15 protein-coding genes are annotated in these 17,990 nt (G+C 63.7%); 9 read left to right on the forward strand and 6 right to left on the reverse strand.

Features of this window, described 5'->3' with window-relative positions; all coding sequences use genetic code 11:
• Positions 1-8 precede the first annotated feature (8 nt).
• Together alkB and V1277_RS24270 are read left to right on the forward strand one after the other, a co-directional pair.
• Positions 9-662 carry a DNA oxidative demethylase AlkB gene (gene alkB / locus V1277_RS24265; protein WP_334420443.1) on the forward strand — a complete coding sequence of 218 codons (654 nt, stop codon included), beginning with the start codon at positions 9-11 and terminating at the stop codon, positions 660-662.
• Between the two features lie 179 nt (positions 663-841).
• Positions 842-2,074, forward strand: coding sequence for an MFS transporter (locus V1277_RS24270; RefSeq protein ID WP_334418457.1), 1,233 nt, complete (start codon positions 842-844; stop codon positions 2,072-2,074).
• Here V1277_RS24270 and V1277_RS24275 read toward each other — a convergent pair.
• From V1277_RS24275 to hpaH, 6 genes are all read right to left on the reverse strand, one after another.
• Positions 2,071-3,702: a thiamine pyrophosphate-dependent enzyme gene (locus V1277_RS24275; protein ID WP_334418458.1), complete on the reverse strand. Its 1,632-nt coding sequence runs from the start codon at positions 3,700-3,702 to the stop codon at positions 2,071-2,073. The two genes, V1277_RS24270 and V1277_RS24275, sit on opposite strands and share 4 nt — an antisense overlap.
• Before the next feature lie 27 nt (positions 3,703-3,729).
• On the reverse strand, positions 3,730-4,599 hold the full coding sequence (locus tag V1277_RS24280) for a fumarylacetoacetate hydrolase family protein (protein WP_334418459.1): 870 nt from the start codon (positions 4,597-4,599) through the stop codon (positions 3,730-3,732).
• 11 nt (positions 4,600-4,610) lie between these two features.
• Positions 4,611-5,594, reverse strand: a complete 984-nt coding sequence (gene hpaD / locus V1277_RS24285) for a 3,4-dihydroxyphenylacetate 2,3-dioxygenase (RefSeq protein ID WP_334418460.1) — start codon at positions 5,592-5,594, stop codon at positions 4,611-4,613.
• Between the two features lie 105 nt (positions 5,595-5,699).
• Entirely contained in the window at positions 5,700-7,235 is a 1,536-nt protein-coding gene (hpaE, locus tag V1277_RS24290; RefSeq protein WP_334418461.1) for a 5-carboxymethyl-2-hydroxymuconate semialdehyde dehydrogenase, read from the reverse strand.
• Positions 7,228-7,626, reverse strand: coding sequence for a 5-carboxymethyl-2-hydroxymuconate Delta-isomerase (locus V1277_RS24295; protein ID WP_334418462.1), 399 nt, complete (start codon positions 7,624-7,626; stop codon positions 7,228-7,230). The genes hpaE and V1277_RS24295 overlap by 8 nt, the downstream gene beginning before the upstream one ends.
• 29 nt (positions 7,627-7,655) lie before the next feature.
• Positions 7,656-8,462, reverse strand: coding sequence for a 2-oxo-hept-4-ene-1,7-dioate hydratase (gene hpaH / locus V1277_RS24300; RefSeq protein ID WP_334418463.1), 807 nt, complete (start codon positions 8,460-8,462; stop codon positions 7,656-7,658).
• Between hpaH and V1277_RS24305 the strand changes: the two genes are divergently transcribed.
• The 7 genes from V1277_RS24305 (at position 8,461) to V1277_RS24335 (ending at position 17,977) form a co-directional block, all read left to right on the forward strand.
• Complete coding sequence (locus tag V1277_RS24305) at positions 8,461-8,607, forward strand: hypothetical protein (RefSeq protein ID WP_334418464.1); 147 nt, start codon at positions 8,461-8,463, stop codon at positions 8,605-8,607. The genes hpaH and V1277_RS24305 overlap by 2 nt on opposite strands.
• 2 nt (positions 8,608-8,609) lie before the next feature.
• Positions 8,610-9,146 (forward strand): homoprotocatechuate degradation operon regulator HpaR, encoded by a 537-nt coding sequence (gene hpaR / locus V1277_RS24310; protein ID WP_334420444.1) that lies wholly within the window; start codon positions 8,610-8,612, stop codon positions 9,144-9,146.
• A 210-nt stretch (positions 9,147-9,356) separates the two neighbouring features.
• Positions 9,357-10,442, forward strand: a complete 1,086-nt coding sequence (locus tag V1277_RS24315; protein ID WP_334418465.1) for a malate/lactate/ureidoglycolate dehydrogenase — start codon at positions 9,357-9,359, stop codon at positions 10,440-10,442.
• 51 nt (positions 10,443-10,493) lie between these two features.
• Positions 10,494-11,273, forward strand: coding sequence for an HpcH/HpaI aldolase family protein (locus V1277_RS24320; RefSeq protein WP_057901996.1), 780 nt, complete (start codon positions 10,494-10,496; stop codon positions 11,271-11,273).
• 161 nt (positions 11,274-11,434) lie between these two features.
• Complete coding sequence (locus tag V1277_RS24325) at positions 11,435-12,961, forward strand: UxaA family hydrolase (protein ID WP_334418466.1); 1,527 nt, start codon at positions 11,435-11,437, stop codon at positions 12,959-12,961.
• Between the two features lie 324 nt (positions 12,962-13,285).
• Positions 13,286-14,569: an IS4 family transposase gene (locus V1277_RS24330; protein ID WP_334414870.1), complete on the forward strand. Its 1,284-nt coding sequence runs from the start codon at positions 13,286-13,288 to the stop codon at positions 14,567-14,569.
• Between the two features lie 129 nt (positions 14,570-14,698).
• A complete protein-coding gene (locus tag V1277_RS24335) occupies positions 14,699-17,977 on the forward strand; it encodes a transglutaminase family protein (RefSeq protein WP_334418467.1) in 3,279 nt (1,092 codons plus the stop codon).
• Positions 17,978-17,990 lie beyond the last annotated feature (13 nt).

Here is a 17,990-nt window from a genome sequence, read left to right on the forward strand (position 1 = left end):
TGATAGAATTGACTGCGGATTTGTTCGAGGCCGTGCCGGATGTGCGCCCATCGCGCGAAGCGATGGCGGAGGGCGCGGTATTGCTGCGCGGATATTCGAAGCCCTTCGAAAACGAAGTGGTCGCGGCGTTGCGCGAGATCATCGCGCGAGCGCCATTCCGCCGTATGTTTACGCCCGGCGGTCACCAGATGTCGGTCGCCATGACCAATTGCGGCACTGCGGGCTGGGTGACCGACCGCAGCGGCTATCGCTATGACGGCATTGATCCGGATTCCGCGCAGCCTTGGCCGGAGATGCCGCCGATCTTTCGCGCAATTGCCGAGCAGGCGGCCGCCGAGGCTGGCTTTGCCGGCTTCGCGCCCGACGCCTGCCTGATCAACCGCTACGCGCCCGGCGCACGGATGTCGCTCCATCAGGACAAGGACGAGCAGGATTTCGCCGCGCCGATCGTGTCCGTGTCGCTCGGTCTGTCCGCAATCTTCCTGTTCGGCGGCCCAAAGCGCGCCGACAAACCGAAGCGCTATAGGCTCGAGCATGGCGACATCGTGGTCTGGGGCGGACCGTCGCGGCTGTTCTTCCACGGCGTAGCCCCGCTCGCCGACGGCGAGCACGCCCTGATGGGCCGCCAGCGTATCAATCTCACATTCCGCAAGGCGCGGTAATTCCTTCTCCCCTTGTGGGAGAAGGTAGCGCGAAGCGCCGGATGAGGGGTTCTCTCCGCGGAGACAGACCCCTCATCCGCCTTCGCTTGCGCGAAGGCACCTTCTCCCACAAGGGGAGAAGGGAAGAGACGTTCCATCGACCGTTTTCATCGTCTATGCTCCCTCCGCCGGGGGGCGACATGAGCACATCAGAAGCAACGTCCGAAACCACCGCCAATCGCACCGGCGTCTATCTTGCCGTGCTGCAGCTCGTGTTCACGCTGGGCTGGACCACTTACGTCATCTATTTGCCAAAACTCTGCGCCGATGTCGGCATCGCGCCGTCAGCCGTGATCCTGATCCTGATGCTGGATCAGGCAATCTTCACCATCACCGACACCGCGATGGGGATTGCCGCCGACAAGATCGCACCGTTCGTCGGCAAGCTTGGCGTCTTCGTCGGCACCTTGACCGCGATCTCCTGTGCGGCCTTTGTCGCGCTGCCGTTCGTGGCGGGGACCGGACCGGGCGCGCAGGTCTGGTTCATCGCCCTGATCCTGATCTGGGTCGTGACGTCATCGGCCCTGCGCGCGCCGCCGCTGACGCTACTCGGCAAATACGCCGCGCGGCCGGCGATTCCGTTTTTGTCGGCGCTGACGATGCTCGGCTACGGACTAGCCGGCGCCGTCTCGCCTTATCTCGGCCTGGTGCTGCGCAACCACGACCCGCGGCTGCCCTTCGTGATCTCGGGCATGGTACTGCTGCTCACGACGCTCGCGCTCTCGAAGGTCGAACGTGATCTGGCGCAGGCACCTCGCGCTGCAAAACAACCGGTTGCGCCTGTAAAACCGCTTGGCCCGGTACCGACGTTCTTCATCGCTTCGATGGCGATCCTCTCGCTCGGTTATCAACTGCATTTTTCCATCAACAGCACGCCGTTCTTCCTGCGATTTGCCAAGCCGGACGAATTGCCATGGCTGATGCCGGTGTTCTGGATCGGCTTCAACATCGCGATGTTTCCGGCGAGCGTCGTGGTCAAGCATCGCGGCGGGCTGATCGTGATGGGCGCCGCCGGCCTGCTCGGCGCGCTGGCCGTGTTGGGCGCGGAGATGGCCGGCAATCTCAACATGCTGATCGCGGCGCAGTTCGTCGCCGGCGCGGCGTGGGGCTGCATGCTGATGGCTGCGGTTTCGGCGGCGCTGGCGATCGGGGAGACCGGCGCCGAGGGCAAGGTGGTGGGGCTGGTCTTCTCCGCGCTGGCGCTCGCGACCTTTGCGCGGATGGCGGCGGTTGCAGGTGGCCTACAAAAGCTGCCGGAATATGCGCCGCTGTTGCACTGGGCGCCGGTGGCGTGCTGGTCGGTTGCGGGAGCGGGGCTGCTGGTGATCGCAGCCTCGCGGATACAACGCGGTGGGGCGGCGAAGCAGGCCTAAGCGTTCTTCGCCGGGTGAATGAACATCCACGGCGAGACTTCCGAATCCGTCGGCACTTCCACCGAAATCACGTAAGGCCCCCCATCGGCCAGCGCCTTCTCCAGCGCGGGCCGGAACTGATCGGGCGAAGTTACCCGCGCAGCACCCGCGCCGAACGACTCCGCCAGCTTCACGAAATCCGGGTTGACCAGGTCGGACGCCACCACGCGTCCGTCAAAATGCTGGCGCTGGTCGCGCCGCACATTGCCATAGGCGTTGTTGTTGAAAACCAGCGTCACCACGCCGATCTTGAATTGCACGGCAGTCGACAGTTCCTGCACGCCGAACATGAAGCCGCCATCACCCGTGATCGCGACCACCGGGCGGTCCGGGTTGGCGACCTTGGCGCCGAGCGCGGTCGGGAAGCCGGAGCCGAGCGTGCCTTGATAACCCGAAGTGATAAAGGTGCGCGGCTCGTAGACCGGAAAGCCGTACCAGGAGGCGAAGCCGACCTGCGAGAGCTCATCGGTGACGATTGCATTGGCCGGCAGTACCTCGCGCAGAATGTTCAGATAGGCCATTTGCGGCTGAACTTTCTGGATCTCCTGCTGCGCCGCCGCGGTGGCTTCGCGGATTTCACCGCGCCGGCCGCTGGTCCTGCCATAGCCGGCCTTCTTCACAGCCGCCACGAGATCGGCCGTGCCGGCTTTCGCATCCGCGACCACGGCGGCGTCGGATGCAAGCCGGCGCATCTCGGCCGGGTCGATATCGATGCGAACGGACTTCAATCCCTTCGGCTGGTACGGCCAGCGGAAACCCGAGGCCGGCAGCTCCATGCGCGTGCCGATCCCGATCATCAGATCGGTGTTCGGCCAGAGCTTGTAGGCCGCCGCCATGGTCAGCCCGAGCTCGTGCGCGTTGGAGACGATGCCGCGGCCGCTGCGGAATGCCACGACAGGCGCATCGATCATTTCGGCCAGTTCGAGAATTTCCTCGCGCGCATGGATCGCGCCGTTGCCGACGAAGATCATCGGTCGCTTCGCGTCCTTGATCAGCGCAGCCGCCGCCTTGATCCGGTCGGGATCGGGTTGCGGCGCTGGAAACGGATCGAACACGGTTGAGGCGCCGACCTGCGCGCGCTGCGTAAAGATGTCCCACGGCATTTCCAGCGATACGGGACCGCGGCGGCCCGACATCATCTCCTGAAACGCACGCGACACCGCGGCGGGTGCGGCATCTGGGTATTCGATCCGCTCGGCCCATTTCACGAAGGTGCGCAGCGTTGCGAGTTGGTCCGGCATCTCGTGCAGATGGCCGCGGCCCTTGCCGAGAAACGCCGTCGGCACCTGTCCGGTCAGGCACAGCACCGGCTCGTTGCAGCCGAACGCAGTGAGTAGCGCCGCACTGGCATTGAGTACGCCCGGACCGGGCACCACGCTGAAGACGCCCGGCTTGCCCGATGAACGTGCGTAGCCGAACGCCATGTAGCCGCAGGCCTGCTCATGCCGCGCGCCGATCACTTTCAATTGCGCCTGATGGAAGGCATCGAACAGGCCATAGATCTGCGCGCCGGGCAGGCCGAACACAGTATCGACGCCATGCGCGACGAGGCCGTTGACGATCGCTTCGCCGCCGGAAGTTGATTTCATCGTTCTGTCCACTCGCTCACGGGATTTTCAGGCTTCGTCGATGACGCCGTTTTTGAGCACACCGATACCCTCGGCCGCAACCTCGATGACGTCACCAGGCTTCAGATAACGTGGCGGATCGAACCGCGCGCCGGCGCCGGTCGGCGTACCCGTCACGATGACGTCGCCCGGCACCAGCGTGGTGAAGGTCGAGAGATAGTTGATCAGGTAGCGGAAGCCGAAGATCAACCGGCTGGTGCGGTCGTCCTGCCGGGTCTCGCCGTTGACCTTCGTGGTGAGGCGGATATCCGCAATCTGGCTTTCATCGGTGTAGGGCACGATCCAGGGGCCGAGGCTGCCGGTGGAATCGAAATTCTTGCCCTGGGTGACGTTGAACTTGGCGTGCCGCACCCAATCGCGGATGGTGCCTTCGTTGCAGAGCGTGACGGCTGCGATGTGGTCCAGCGCGTCGCTCTCCTTGATGTGCCGGCCGGCCTTGCCGACCACAAGCACCAATTCGCCCTCGTAATCGAGTTGCGCCGAGGCGCGCGGGCGGACCAGCGGCGCGTTGTGGCCGACAAAGGAGCGCGGGGTGCGCATGAACATGCTCGGATATTTCGGCGCGTCCTGGCCGTCCTTGTATTCGGCGTTGCGATCCGGGTAGTTGACGCCGATGCAGATGATCTTTTCCGGTGCGGGGATCGGTGGCTGCCAATTAATCGCATCGAGCGCATGGTCCGGCCCGCGGCGTGCCGCGTCCTCGGCGAGTTTCATCAGCGCGCCGGCGGCGACGACTTCGCGCAGCGTCGGATATTCCTTTGCGAAGCGCGCCGAGAGATCGACGATGCCGGCATCGGTCACGGCGCCGTATTTCTGCGCGCCGTTGACGGTGAAAGTGGCGAGGCGAGGAGGAGCCATCTTCTGTTCCGTCAATCAGCGATCAAGACGTCGGCGACAAAGAGCGGCTCGCGGACCTCTTGCCCCGTGAAGGGCGAACCCTCCTCGAACCAGGAGCGCGGAGCAGGAGCGCCCCACAGCGTTTGCCGGCGCGGGTCCTTTAGCGACCAGCGCAGCGGCTCGTGGTCGTGGTCTCCCGTGAAGTAGTCGCTGGTGTAGAGTTCGAGCCGGTGGCCGTCCGGGTCCCGGACATAGAGGAAGAATGCATTCGAGATGCCGTGGCGGCCCGGGCCGCGCTCGATGTTCTTCAGATATCCGCTTGAAGCCATCACGTCGCAGAGATGCAGGACGTTCATCGCCGTCGGCACCCAATAGGCAAAATGGTGCAGGCGAGGACCGCGGCCGTTGGTGATGGCGAAGTCATGGACGTTGCCCTTGCGGTGCATCCAGGCCGCCGCGATCCGCCCGTTCGGGCCGTCTTCCTCGCCGTATTCGGTCAGCCGGAAGCCGAGCCGCGCATAGAAATCGATGGTGCCCTGAACCTCGGGCGCGAAGACGTTGAAATGATCGAGCCGCTGCGGATGGCAGCCTTTGTAGAGATCGTAGCGCCGCAGCAGATGCGGGCGCTTGTCCATCGACGCATAGAGCTCGAGTTGGAAGCCGGCCGGATCGGTGAACTGCAGGGTGCGGCCCTGGAACGGCTGATCGGTGAAGGCGTAAGGGATGCCGTTCTCGGAAAAGAAGGTCGCGGCCTTGTCGAGGTCGCCGTCATTGCCGACCTTGAAGCCGAGCCGATTGCAGGCCGCGGCTGGGGCCTTCCGCAGCACCAACGAGTGATGCTGATGCTCCTCGCTGCCGCGCAGGTACACCGCCTTGTCGTCGGCGTCCTCGACATGCAGGCCGACGGTGTTTTCGTAGAAGGCGCGGCTCTTGCCGAGGTCGGTGACGTCGAGCACGGCGTGGCTGCTGCGGATGATGTTGAACGGCGGGGTAAATGTGTGTGTCGGAACGGGCATGTGGTTTCCTCGGCGTTGTCATTCCGGGGCGGTCCGCAGGACCGAACCCGGAATCTCGAGGTTCCGGGTATGGTCCTTCGGACCATCCCGGAACGACGGTGCGTTCTAGATTCCCAGTCTCTGAATCTTATGCGTCCCGCGCGCGAGCGAGACGTGCTTGGTTTCCATGTAGAACTCGAAAGAGTAATCGCCGCCGTCGCGGCCGATGCCTGAAGCCTTCATGCCGCCGAACGGCGTCGGCAGATGGCGGACGTTTTCGGAATTGAGCCAGATCATGCCGGCCTCCAGCGCATCCGCCACGCGCAGCGCGCGGCCCATGTCGCCGGTCCAGACATAGCCGGTCAGCCCATACTGCACGCCATTGGCGATCTCGATGGCGTCCTTCTCGTCCTTGAACGGGATCACAGTCAGGAACGGGCCGAACACCTCCTCCTGCGCCACCCGCATTTTGGAGTTCGCGCCGGTGACCAGCGTCGGCTGCACGTAATGCCCGCCGCCGGGGCCGTCATGCGGCTTGCCGCCGACGGCGATGGTGGCGCCGTCCTTTCGCGCGACCTCGAAATAGCTGCAGACTTTTGCCAGATGCCGCTCATGGATCAGGGGGCCGATCTCGGTCGCCGGGTCGAGCGGGTGCCCGACCTTCAGGGCCTTCACCCTTGCGGTCAGCTTTTCGATGAACTTATCGGCGATACCTTGCTGGACCAGCAGCCGACTCGACGAGGTGCAGCGCTCGCCGTTGAGCGAGTAGATCATGAATACCACCGCATCCAGCGCCCGGTCGACATCGGCGTCGTCGAACACGATCACCGGGTTCTTGCCGCCGAGCTCGAAATGCACGCGCTTCAGGGTGGGGGCGCCCTGCGCCATGATCGCGGAACCGGTCGTGCTCTCGCCGACGAAGCCGATCGCCTTGATCGCGGGGTGCTCGGTCAAGGCCTTGCCGGCCTCTTCGCCCATGCCGTGGACGGTGTTGAGCACGCCGTCCGGCAGGCCGGCCTGTTTCGCAAGCTTCGCCAGCAGGTCCGCCGTAACCGGTGACCATTCGGCCGGCTTGTGCACGACGGTGCAGCCGGCAGCCAGCGCTGGCGCGATCTTCCAGGTCGACAGCATGAATGGCGTGTTCCACGGCGTGATCACGCCGACCGGGCCGATCGGCACCCGGGTCGAAATGTTCCAGTGCTCCTCGGAGGGCATGTTGAGGCCGTCGCGGGCCTCACCGCTTTTGTCGGCAAAGAAGCGAAAATTCTCCGCCGCCCGGATCGCGGCCTTGGCCATGAAGCGGTGCGCCTGACCGGTGTCGATGCATTCCAGCACCGCGATATCGTCGGCATTGTCCTCGATCGCGTCGGCCACGCGATGCAGCAATTTTTTCCGCGCGGCGGCGGGCATGTCGCGCCAGGATTTGAAGGCCGTTGCGGCGGCGGTTGCGGCGCGGTCGATGTCTTCGGCGTTGCCGCGGGCGACCGTTGCCAGCACCGCACCATCGATCGGGGACTTCGTCTCAAATGTCTGGCCGGAGACCGACGGCACGGTCTTGCCGTCGATCATGTGCCCGATGCCTTCGCTCTTCAGCCTGGCGAGCAGGGGAGCCACACGGTCGCGATTGGCCTGAAACCCGTCCTTGGGTGTCACCTTATCCATTGATAGCCTCCGCCTTCAGAGCGTCGTGGATGTTGTTGCGCTTCCAGCTTGTTTCCTTGTCGTTGATCTGCATGTCGAACGACAGCGCGAACTTTTGGTTCGCAAATACCGGATCAAGATAGGCCGACAGCACCTTGAAAATATGTTCGCCGGCCTTCTTGCGGGTGGCGAGATCGCGGCCCTCGCCAAGCCGCAGCACCATGTCGAGAAAGCCATAAGCCTCGCGGCCATCGGCGATCGCGTAGTGCTCGCATTTGATGGCTCGCACGCGGATACCGCCGAGCGGGAAGATGCCGGTTTCCACCGCCGCCTTCCGGACCAGTTCCACCACCGCGGCCATGTCGACGCGCCCATCGAGATTGGCTGAATATTCAATCGTGAAGTGCGGCATGTTCCGATGACTCCTGTCGTCCTAAAGCATCAGGCGAAGTAGCAGCTCACCGAACCGTAAGGTCCATAGTCCGCCTGGATCGTGTCGCCTTTGCGGGTTTCGATCGGTCGGATGAACGAGCCCGCCAGCACCACTTGGCCGGCTTCGAGCGCTAACCCGTTCGGCGCGATCTTGTTGGCAAGCCACGCCACTGACGTGGCGGGATGATTGAGGACTCCGGCCGCAAGCCCGGTCTCTTCAAGCTGGCCGTTGCGGAAACAGAGCGCGCCGATCCAGCGCAGGTCGGCGTCCATCGGCCGGATCGGGCGGCCGCCGAGCACGATGCCGGCATTCGCGGCGTTGTCGGCGATGGTGTCGAAAATCTTCCGGGTCGCCTTGGTCTGCGGATCGATCCGCTCGACCCGCGTATCCAGAATCTCCAGCGCCGGCACCACGAAGTCGGTGGCGTTGAGGACGTCGAACATCGTGCAGTCCGGACCCGACAGCCGCGACTTCATCACGAAGGCGAGTTCGGCCTCGACGCGGGTGGCGATGAAGCGGTCCGACGGCACCAGCCCGCCGTCGGCAAAGAACATGTCATCGAGCAGGATGCCGGAGTCGGGCTCGTCAATATTGAGCGCGCTCTGCATTGCCTTCGAGGTCAGGCCGATCTTGTGGCCCTTCACGGTGCGCCCCTGCGCGACCTTCATCTCGACCCAGGCTTTTTGAATAGCGTAGGCATCCTCGATCGCTATGCCGGGATGTTCAAGCGAAAGCTGCCGGATCTGTTTGCGGGTCTTTTCGGCGGCATCGAGCCGCTCGGCGGCGCTTCGGATATCGTCTCTGGAAAGGGCCATGGGCGTCCGGCTCGATCAGCAAAAAGCGGGTGCTGAAAATTTGTTTAACATGTTAAGTTATCCGACGCAAACTGATTTGATGCTTGTTGCGCCGCAAAACTCTATCCTTGGCTCGATCGAGGATTCCCGATGGGCGGGCCACTGAAGATGTCAGGCAAGAAATCGCCGAACGGATCGCGTTCGGACCAGGAGGGAACGGCGGAGGCCCGTCGCGCGCCGATGCGCGAATTCTCGCGCTCGCTGCCGATGTCGCTCTTACGCGCGCGCGAAGCCGTGATGCGCCAGTTCCGTCCGTCCTTACGCAATCATGGGCTGACCGAGCAGCAATGGCGGATCCTACGCGCGCTGACGGCGGTGGATACCATCGAGGTGACGGAGCTGGCGCGCGTCGCGTTCCTGCTGGGGCCGAGCCTGTCGCGAATCCTGCGCGATCTCGAAGCGCGCGATCTGATCGAACGCCGCGCGGCCAAGGCAGATTTGCGCCGCGGCGAGGTGTCGATCTCGTCCAAGGGGCTGAAGCTGATCGAGGCCGTCGCGCCCACCTCGGAAGCGATCTACGCCGAGATCACGCACCGTTTTGGCGCGCGCAAGCTAGCCGAATTGCAGGACATGCTGGGCGAACTTGAGCGCAGCCTTGCCGCGATGGAGGTAGCGGGTGAGGGCGAGGCCGAAGCCGACGAGTAAGCGCAAATTTGCATGATGCTACTGGCCCGATGCATAGCGGCCGGGCAAATGATTGCAATCATTTGTCAAACGCGACTGAGGCGGTAGACACGCGCGCGATTTTTCGTTCAAAGTGCCGGCCAAGCCGGTCATCAAAACCGGTGCGGGAGTCGCGGGGCTAGCTGCTCAAACGCAGGCTTTCCCGTGCAAGGACAGGGCTGAAATCCGGACATGGTCACAATAAAAGTCAACAATCTGATCGACTTCGTCGCAGAAGTTTTTTCGCATTCGGAATCCTCGCCTGAGGAAGCAAGGCGCATCGCTACTTACCTCACGACAGCCAATCTCACCGGCCATGACAGCCACGGCGTGATCCGGGTTCCGGTCTATATCCGCTGGAAGAAGACAGGCAACGTCGTTCCCAACCAGACGCCTGAGATCGTTGTCGACACCCCGTCGCTCGCCGTGGTCGACGGCAAGTTTGGCTATGGCCAGACCGTAACGCCGTTCGCGGTGCGGACCGGCATCGAGAAGTGCAAGAAGGCGGGACTGTCAGCCATCGCGCTGCGCAACGCCGGCCACATCGGCCGCGTCGGCGACTGGGCTGAGATGGCCGCCGCCGAAGGACTGGTGTCGGTGCACTTCGTCAATGCCGCCGGCTCGCTGCTTGTCGCGCCGTACGGCGGCGTCCAGAAGCGGCTCTCGACCGCGCCTTACTGCGTTGGCATTCCGCGAGAGGGGCAAGATCCGATCGTGCTCGATTTTGCCACCTCGATCGTTGCCGAAGGCAAGGTGCTGGTCGCCAGCCGCGGCGGCAAGAAGCTTCCCACCGGTGCACTGGTCGATGCCGATGGCACGCTGAGCGAAGAGCCGTCCGTGCTCTATGGTCCCTACACGCCGGACGGGCCGCGCGACCACACCAAAGGCACCGGCGCGATCCGCGCGTTCGGCGAGCACAAGGGCTCGGGGCTTGCCTTCATCTGCGAACTGCTCGGCGGTGCGCTGACCGGCACCGGCGCCACCTCGGGCGGCCGGCAGTTCGCCAACGGCATGCTTGCCTTCTATATCGATCCCAAGGTGATCGACACGGCCAACTATTTCGACGACGAAATCTCACGCTATACGGACTTCATCCGGGAGACCAAGCCGATCGCCGGCGTCGAGTCCGTGCTGGTCCCGGGCGATCCCGAACGCAAGATGCGCGCCGAGCGCACCAGGAACGGCGTGCCGCTGCCTGATGATACCTGGGCTGCGATCGTCAACACCGCCCGCGAGGTCGGCGTCAGCGAGGCCGCCATCCAGCGCGCCACCAGCTAATCCACTCCACGAACGCCAACAATTGTAACGATCACAAAGGGAAAGCGATCAATGGCAACTAACAACGTCAAGAAAGTATGGGCCTCGGGCAAGGCCGTGGTGAACGCGTGGCTCGCGATCCCCTCGGGCTTCTCGGCCGAAGTGATCGCGCAATGCGGCTTCGACAGCGTGACCGTCGACATGCAGCACGGCGTGCAGGATTACCTCTCGATGGTCCAATGCTTTCAGGCGATGAACGGCCATCCGGTGACGCCGATGGTCCGCGTGCCCTGGAACGAGCCCGGCATCATCGGCAAGGTGCTCGACGGCGGCGCCTATGGGGTGATCTGCCCGATGATCAACACCCCGCAGGAGGCGAAGAACCTCGTCCAGTACGCGAAGTATCCGCCGAAGGGCACGCGCTCGAATGGCCCGATCCGCTCCGGCATGTATGGCTCGGCCGGCAGCTACCAGCAGACGGCAAACGACGAGATCGTGCTGCTGCCGATGATGGAGACCAGGACGGCGGTCGAAAACATGGAATCGATCCTCGACGTCGAGGGCATCGACGGCGTCTATATCGGCCCGTCCGATCTCGGCTTCTCCTATGGCCTGGTGCCGAAGCTCGACCGCGACGAACCTGAAATCCTCAAGATCTACGAGAAGATCGTCAAGGAATGCGGCAAGCGCGGGCTCAATCCCGGCATCCACTGCTCGGGCGCCGAGGGCGCGGTGCGCGCTATCAACATGGGCTTCAAGCTCGTGACGCTCTCGAACGAGAGCGGCTTGATGATGACCTACGCCAAGATGCAGGTGAACCAGACCCGCAAGGATAGCGGCGGGAAGGCGTAAAAGGTCTCGTGTCCCGGACGCGGTGCAGCGCTTCTTAGCGGTGCACCGCAGACCCGGGACCTCGTAGCAGCAGCGTGCATGGGCCCCGGATCAGCAGCGCACCGCTTGCGCGCTGCGCTGCATCCGGGGCACGGTACCTCGCAGACTGACAGGAGACGCCCATGACCAGCCCGGCACCCGTGATCCGCCTGCACCCTGACGATGGCGTGCTGATCGCGCGCGCGAGCTTGCCGCCGGGGATGGTGGTGGCCGAGGGCGTCACCACAACCGAACGGATTCCTGCCGGCCATAAGGTCGCGATCAGGCCGATCGCCTTAGGCGAGCCGGTCCGCCGCTACGGCCAGATCATCGGCTTTGCCACCGCGCCGATCGCGCCGGGCCAGCATGTGCATACGCAAAACTGCGGTATGGGCGATTTCGCCAAGGACTATGCCTATGGCGTCGACGTCAAGCCGGTGCCGAATTTCGATCTGTCCGCCACCTTCGACGGCATTCGCCGCGCCGACGGCCGCGTGGCGACGCGCAACTATATCGGGATCCTCACATCGGTGAATTGCAGCGCCCATGTCGCCGGCATCGTCGCCGACATGTTCAAGAAGAACCCGTTCACCGGCGACAACCCGCTGGCCGACTATCCGAACGTCGACGGTGTGGTGGCGCTGACCCACAAGACCGGCTGCGGCATGACGCAGAACGAGCCGCTGGCGCTGCTGCGCCGGACGCTCGGCGGCTACGCGCGGCATGCGAATTTCTCCCATGTGGTCGTGCTGGGGCTTGGCTGCGAAGTCAACCAGATCGGCGGGCTGATGGAGGAGCAGAAGCTCGCGGGACGTTTGCGCGCGATGGACATCCAGGAAGTCGGCGGCACCCGCAAGACGGTGGAAGCCGGCATTGCCTTCGTGAAGGAGGCGCTTACCGACGCCAATAAAGTGAAGCGCGAGAAGGTCGCAGCCAGCGAATTGACGGTGGCGCTGCAATGCGGCGGCTCCGACGGTTACTCCGGTGTCTCCGCCAATCCGGCGCTGGGTGCTGCAAGCGATCTCTTGGTGCGCCACGGCGGCACCGTGATCCTCTCCGAGACGCCGGAGACTTATGGCGCCGAACATCTGCTGACGCGGCGGGCTGTCAGCCGCGAGGTCGGCGAAAAGCTCGTCGGCCTGATGCGCTGGTGGGAGGAGTACACCAGGCGGGAAGGCGCCGAGATGAACGCCAATCCGAGCCCCGGCAACAAGGCCGGTGGCCTCACCACGATCCTGGAAAAATCATTGGGCGCGATGGCCAAGGCCGGCAGCACCAATCTGGTCGACGTGCTCAACTACGCCGAACCCATCACCAAGAAGGGCTTTGTCTTCATGGACACGCCCGGCTACGACCCGGTCGCGGCGACAGGCCAGGTCGCGGGCGGCGCCAACCTCGTCTGCTTCACCACGGGCCGCGGCAGCGTGTTCGGCTGCAAGCCTGCGCCCTCGATCAAGCTCGCCACCAACACGCCGATGTACAAGCGCATGGAAGACGACATGGACGTCAATTGCGGCACCATCCTCGACGGTGAGGAGACTGTGCAGCAATGCGGCCAGCGCATTTTCGAGCTGATGCTGAAAACGGCATCGGGACAGCCGACGAAGAGCGAAAGTTTCGATTTCGGCGGCGCCGAATTCGCGCCGTGGGTGCTTGGGGCTACGATGTAGTTCTTGCACAACTCTGGCGTCGCCCCTGCGAACGCAGGGGCCCATAACCACCGCTCGAAGTCGTTGAAGCAAAGCCGTCTCCCCGCGCGCCCCTTACGCCGGCCGCGGCGTATGGGTCCCTGCGTTCGCACTAGGGTTTCTACACGTCTGGCGCGACAGATTGACTCGGTGCGTCATGATGTTATCCCGCTTTGCGGTTTGTATGATTCTGTTTCTGACGCTTTGATTCGAAGGAGCGTCGGAGATGCAGCGAGAGCCGGATTTATCACTTGGCGAGTTTGGCGACGTTCGCCTCGATAAAAGGGGGCGGCGTTTGTTCAGGCTATGCTTTGCACGCGCAGCGTCTGCTTGCGCCAGATGGCGCAGGGTGACTGGGCCGCGTACATGGCGTACTGGCGGTTCGTGAACAATCCGCAAGTCACGACCGATCAACTGATTGAAGGCTGGAGCAGGCAGACGGCGACCGTGGTCAGCGGGCGTCATGTGCTGGCGATCCAGGACACCAGCGAGGTCAAGTTTCAAACGCGGCAGGGACGTCGGCGTAGACTGGGCAAAGTCGGCAAAGGCAATGCCCGCGGCGTGTTGCTGCATGCCATGATGGCGGTCGATGCCGACAGCGGGGCCTGCCTCGGCCTCACCGGCGGCAAGGTGTGGACGCGCAGGGGCACGGTTAAGACCCCTCACGACGAGCGTGAGTTGGCCAACAAGGAATCGGCGCGCTGGGTGACGACGGCCGAGCAGGGCTGCGAGGTTTTGGCTGCAGCGCGCATGATCACTGTCATCAATGACCGTGAGGGGGAGTTCTTTGCGCACTGGGCGTTGACGCCCGGCGACAACGTCCACCTGCTGACGCGGGCCATGCATGATCATGCGCTGGCCGACGGCAGAACACTTTATCAAGCGGTGGAGCGAGCCCGCTTCTGCAACAAGGCGGTGATCGATCTGCCGCAGCGGATGGATCGTCGCGGTCGCCAAGCCCACCTCTCGCTGCGCTTCGGAACCATCGTGCTCAAGCGGCCGGCGCGCCCCGGCGTGAAGGACCTGCCGGAGCGTGTCGAAGTCAGCTTCGTGGAAGTCGTCGAGTTGCACCCCCCGAAGGGGGCTGAGCCCGTTCATTGGCTGCTCTTGACCACTCATTCGATCGCCAATGCGGCCGATGCCTGGCGGATCGTCTCCTGGTACAAGCAGCGCTGGATCATCGAACAGTTGTTTCGCTCGCTGAAGAACCAGGGTCTGCGTATCGAGGACAGTCAGCTCGAAAGCGCCGAAGCCCTGATCAAGCTCGTGGCGATCGCCACTAAAGCAGCATGTATCGTCATTCAGCTCGTTCAGGCCCGCAATGGTGGTGGACAATTGCCGGTCAAATGCGCCTTCACGCCAGAAGAAATCGAAACACTTGCCGCCATCAACAGAACCATGAAAGGCAGGACCGAGCTTCAGAAGAACCCGCATCACCCCTACACTCTTCAGTGGGCGGCATGGATCATCGCCAAGCTCGGCGGATGGACCGGCTACGCCTCGCATCGGCCACCCGGACCAATCACCTTCCACAACGGAATGGCTCGCTTCCAAATCATCGTCGCTGGCAGAGCCCTCGAAAATGCGTAGAAACCCTAGTGCGTTCGCAGGGACGACGGCGGGGCCGCACTTCCCATAGGCACGCGCTGCCCGTTGTTAATGCTTGATCCCGCCCGGAACCGGTGTTCTGCTTAAAAAAGCCGCTGGAGTCTCCGGTCCGTGTCGATCTTCGTCGCACTACACCACGTCACGCACTACAAATACGACCGACCGATCGATCTCGGCCCTCAGACCGTTCGCCTGCGTCCGGCGCCGCATACGCGGACGCCGATCCTGAGCTATTCGCTCAAAGTGACGCCCGCCAATCATTTCGTGAACTGGCAGCAGGATCCGCAGGGCAATTGGCTGGCGCGCTTCGTGTTTCCGGAGAAGGCGTCTGAACTGAAGATCGAAGTCGACTTCACCGCGCAGATGACGGTCGTCAATCCCTTCGATTTCTTCGTCGAGCCCTACGCTAACTCCTTTCCGTTCCAGTACAGCAACGATCTCAAGACCGAGCTCGCGCCCTATCTCGCGACCTCCGAGCAGGGGCCGTTGTTCGCGGCTTACTTAAAGGAGATTCCGCGCGAGGCCGACAGTACCGTCAATTTCCTGGTCGAGCTCAACGCGCAGCTTCAGAAGAAGATCAAATATGTCATCCGGATGGAGCCGGGCATTCAGGCGCCGGAGGAGACGCTGGCGCGCGGCTCCGGCTCGTGCCGCGACTCGGCGTGGTTGTTGATCCAACTCCTGCGGCATCTCGGCCTCGCTGCGCGCTTTGTCTCCGGCTATCTCATGCAGTTGCGTCCCGATATCGATCCGGTCGAAGGCCCACGCGAGGTCGAAAGCGATTTCACCGATCTGCACGCCTGGGCGGAGGTCTATCTTCCCGGCGCCGGCTGGATCGGGTTCGATGTCACCTCGGGCATGCTGACGGGCGAGGGGCATATCCCCGTCGCTGCCACGCCGCATTATCGCTCAGCGGCGCCGGTCTCGGGCAGCGCCGGCTTCGCCAATGTCGAATTCGGCTTCGAGATGAGCGTCAGGCGCATCCGCGAGGCGCCGCGGATCACGCGGCCGTTCTCCGATGAATCCTGGGCACGGCTCGACAGCCTCGGCGAGCAGGTCGATGCCGATCTCAGGCGCGACGACGTGCGGCTGACCATGGGCGGCGAGCCGACCTTTGTCTCGACCGACGATCTGGAATCGCCGGAATGGAACATCGCTGCCATCGGCCCGACCAAGCAGGCGCTGGCGGATGAGCTGATCCGAAAGCTGCGTGCGCGTTTCGCGCCGGGCGGGTTACTGCATTACGGGCAAGGCAAATGGTATCCGGGCGAAAGCCTGCCGCGCTGGGCGTTCGGACTCTATTGGCGCAAGGACGGCGTGCCGATCTGGAAGAATGCCGACCTGATCGCAAGGATCGAGAATCCGCCCAAGGCCGACATCGCGGACGCCCGGCGACTGATGGAAGGCATCGCGAAGCGGCTCGGCCTCGACGCCAGCTACGTGATGCCGGCATATGAAGACCCCGTGCATTGGCTGCAAAAAGAAGCCGCGCTTCCGGTCAATGTCGATCCCGGCGACTCCAAGCTGTCCGATCCCGAAGAACGATCACGCATGGCGCGGGTGTTCGATGAAGGGCTCGACAAGCCGAAGGGCTTCGTGCTGCCGATCCAGCATGCGGAGGCCGATGATCCTCGCTGGATCAGCGAGCGCTGGCAATTCCGGCGCAGCCATTTGTTCCTGATCCCGGGCGATTCCCCGCTCGGTCTCCGGCTGCCGATGGCGTCGCTGCCGCATGTTCCGCCGGAAGAATATCCTTATGTCGTCGAGCAGGATCCGATGGATGCGCGGCTGGAGCTGGCGGCCGACGACAAGGAGCCTGAAGCAGGGGACACGCAAAGGCGAGCGCACGATCCGAAAGCAAAACGCAAACCCAAGCCGGTGCGCACGGCAACCTCAGTCGAAATCCGCGACGGCGTGTTGCGCGTCTTCATGCCACCGGTCGAGAAGCTCGAGCATTATCTCGAACTGATCGCGGCGGTGGGGGCGACCGCCGAAGAGATGCAGATCCCGGTCCATATCGAGGGCTACGGGCCGCCCTACGATCCGCGCGTCGAGGTCATCAAGGTGACGCCCGATCCCGGCGTGATCGAAATCAATGTCCAGCCGGCGCAAAGCTGGCGCGAGGCGGTCGACATCACCTTCGGCCTGTATGAAGACGCCGCGAAGGTCCGGCTCGGCGCCAATCGCTTTCTCGTCGATGGCCGCCACACCGGCACCGGCGGCGGCAATCATGTCGTGATCGGCGGCTCGACCCCGCAGGATTCGCCGTTCCTGCGCCGCCCGGATTTGCTGAAGAGCCTGGTGCTGTACTGGCAGCGCCATCCATCGCTGTCCTATTTGTTCTCCGGCATGTTCATCGGCCCGACGAGCCAGGCGCCGCGCATCGACGAGGCGCGGCATGACGGACTTTATGAGCTGGAGATCGCGCTCTCGCATGTGCCGCCGCCCGATATCGAGGCCCCGCTATGGCTGGTCGATCGGCTGTTCCGGCATATCCTCGTCGACATAACCGGCAATACCCATCGCGCCGAAATCTGCATCGACAAGCTCTATTCGCCGGATGGCCCGACCGGCCGGCTCGGGCTGGTCGAATTCCGCGCGCTCGAAATGCCGCCCGACCCGCGGATGTCGCTGGCGCAGCAATTATTGATCCGCGCGCTGATTGCAAAGCTGTGGCGCGAGCCGCAGCAGGGCAAGTTCGTACGCTGGGGAACCGCGCTGCACGATCGCTTCATGTTGCCGCATTTCCTCTGGGAGGATTTTCTCGGCGTGCTCGATGAGCTCAAGCTATCCGGCTACGATTTTTCGCCGGAATGGTATTCGGCACAACTCGAATTCCGCTTTCCGGTGTTCGGCCGTGTCCACCACGGCGGCGTGGCGCTGGAATTGCGTCAGGCGCTGGAGCCCTGGCATGTGCTGGGCGAGGAGGGCTCGGCCGGCGGCACCGTGCGCTATGTCGATTCTTCCGTGGAGCGCCTGCAGATCAAGGCGACTGGCTTCGTCGACGGACGCCATGTCGTGACCTGTAACGGCAGGCGGATGCCGATGACACCTACCGGCCGCTCGGGCGAGGCCGTGGCCGCCGTCCGCTTCAAGGCCTGGCAGCCGGCGTCAGGGCTGCATCCGACCATCCCGGTCCACGCGCCCCTGACATTTGACTTGATCGATAGCTGGAACGGCCGTTCGCTCGGCGGCTGCGTCTACCACGTCGCGCATCCCGGCGGCCGCAACTACGACACCAAGCCGGTCAATTCCTATGAGGCGGAGGCGCGGCGGCTGGCCCGGTTTCAGGATCACGGCCACACCCCGGGGCGGATCGAGCCGCCGCCCGAGGAACGCACAATTGAATTCCCTTTGACGCTCGACTTGAGGACGCCGCTCCTGATCTAATCGGAAGCGACGG

The organism is Bradyrhizobium sp. AZCC 1588 (assembly GCF_036924735.1).
Taxonomy (GTDB): Bacteria; Pseudomonadota; Alphaproteobacteria; order Rhizobiales; family Xanthobacteraceae; genus Bradyrhizobium.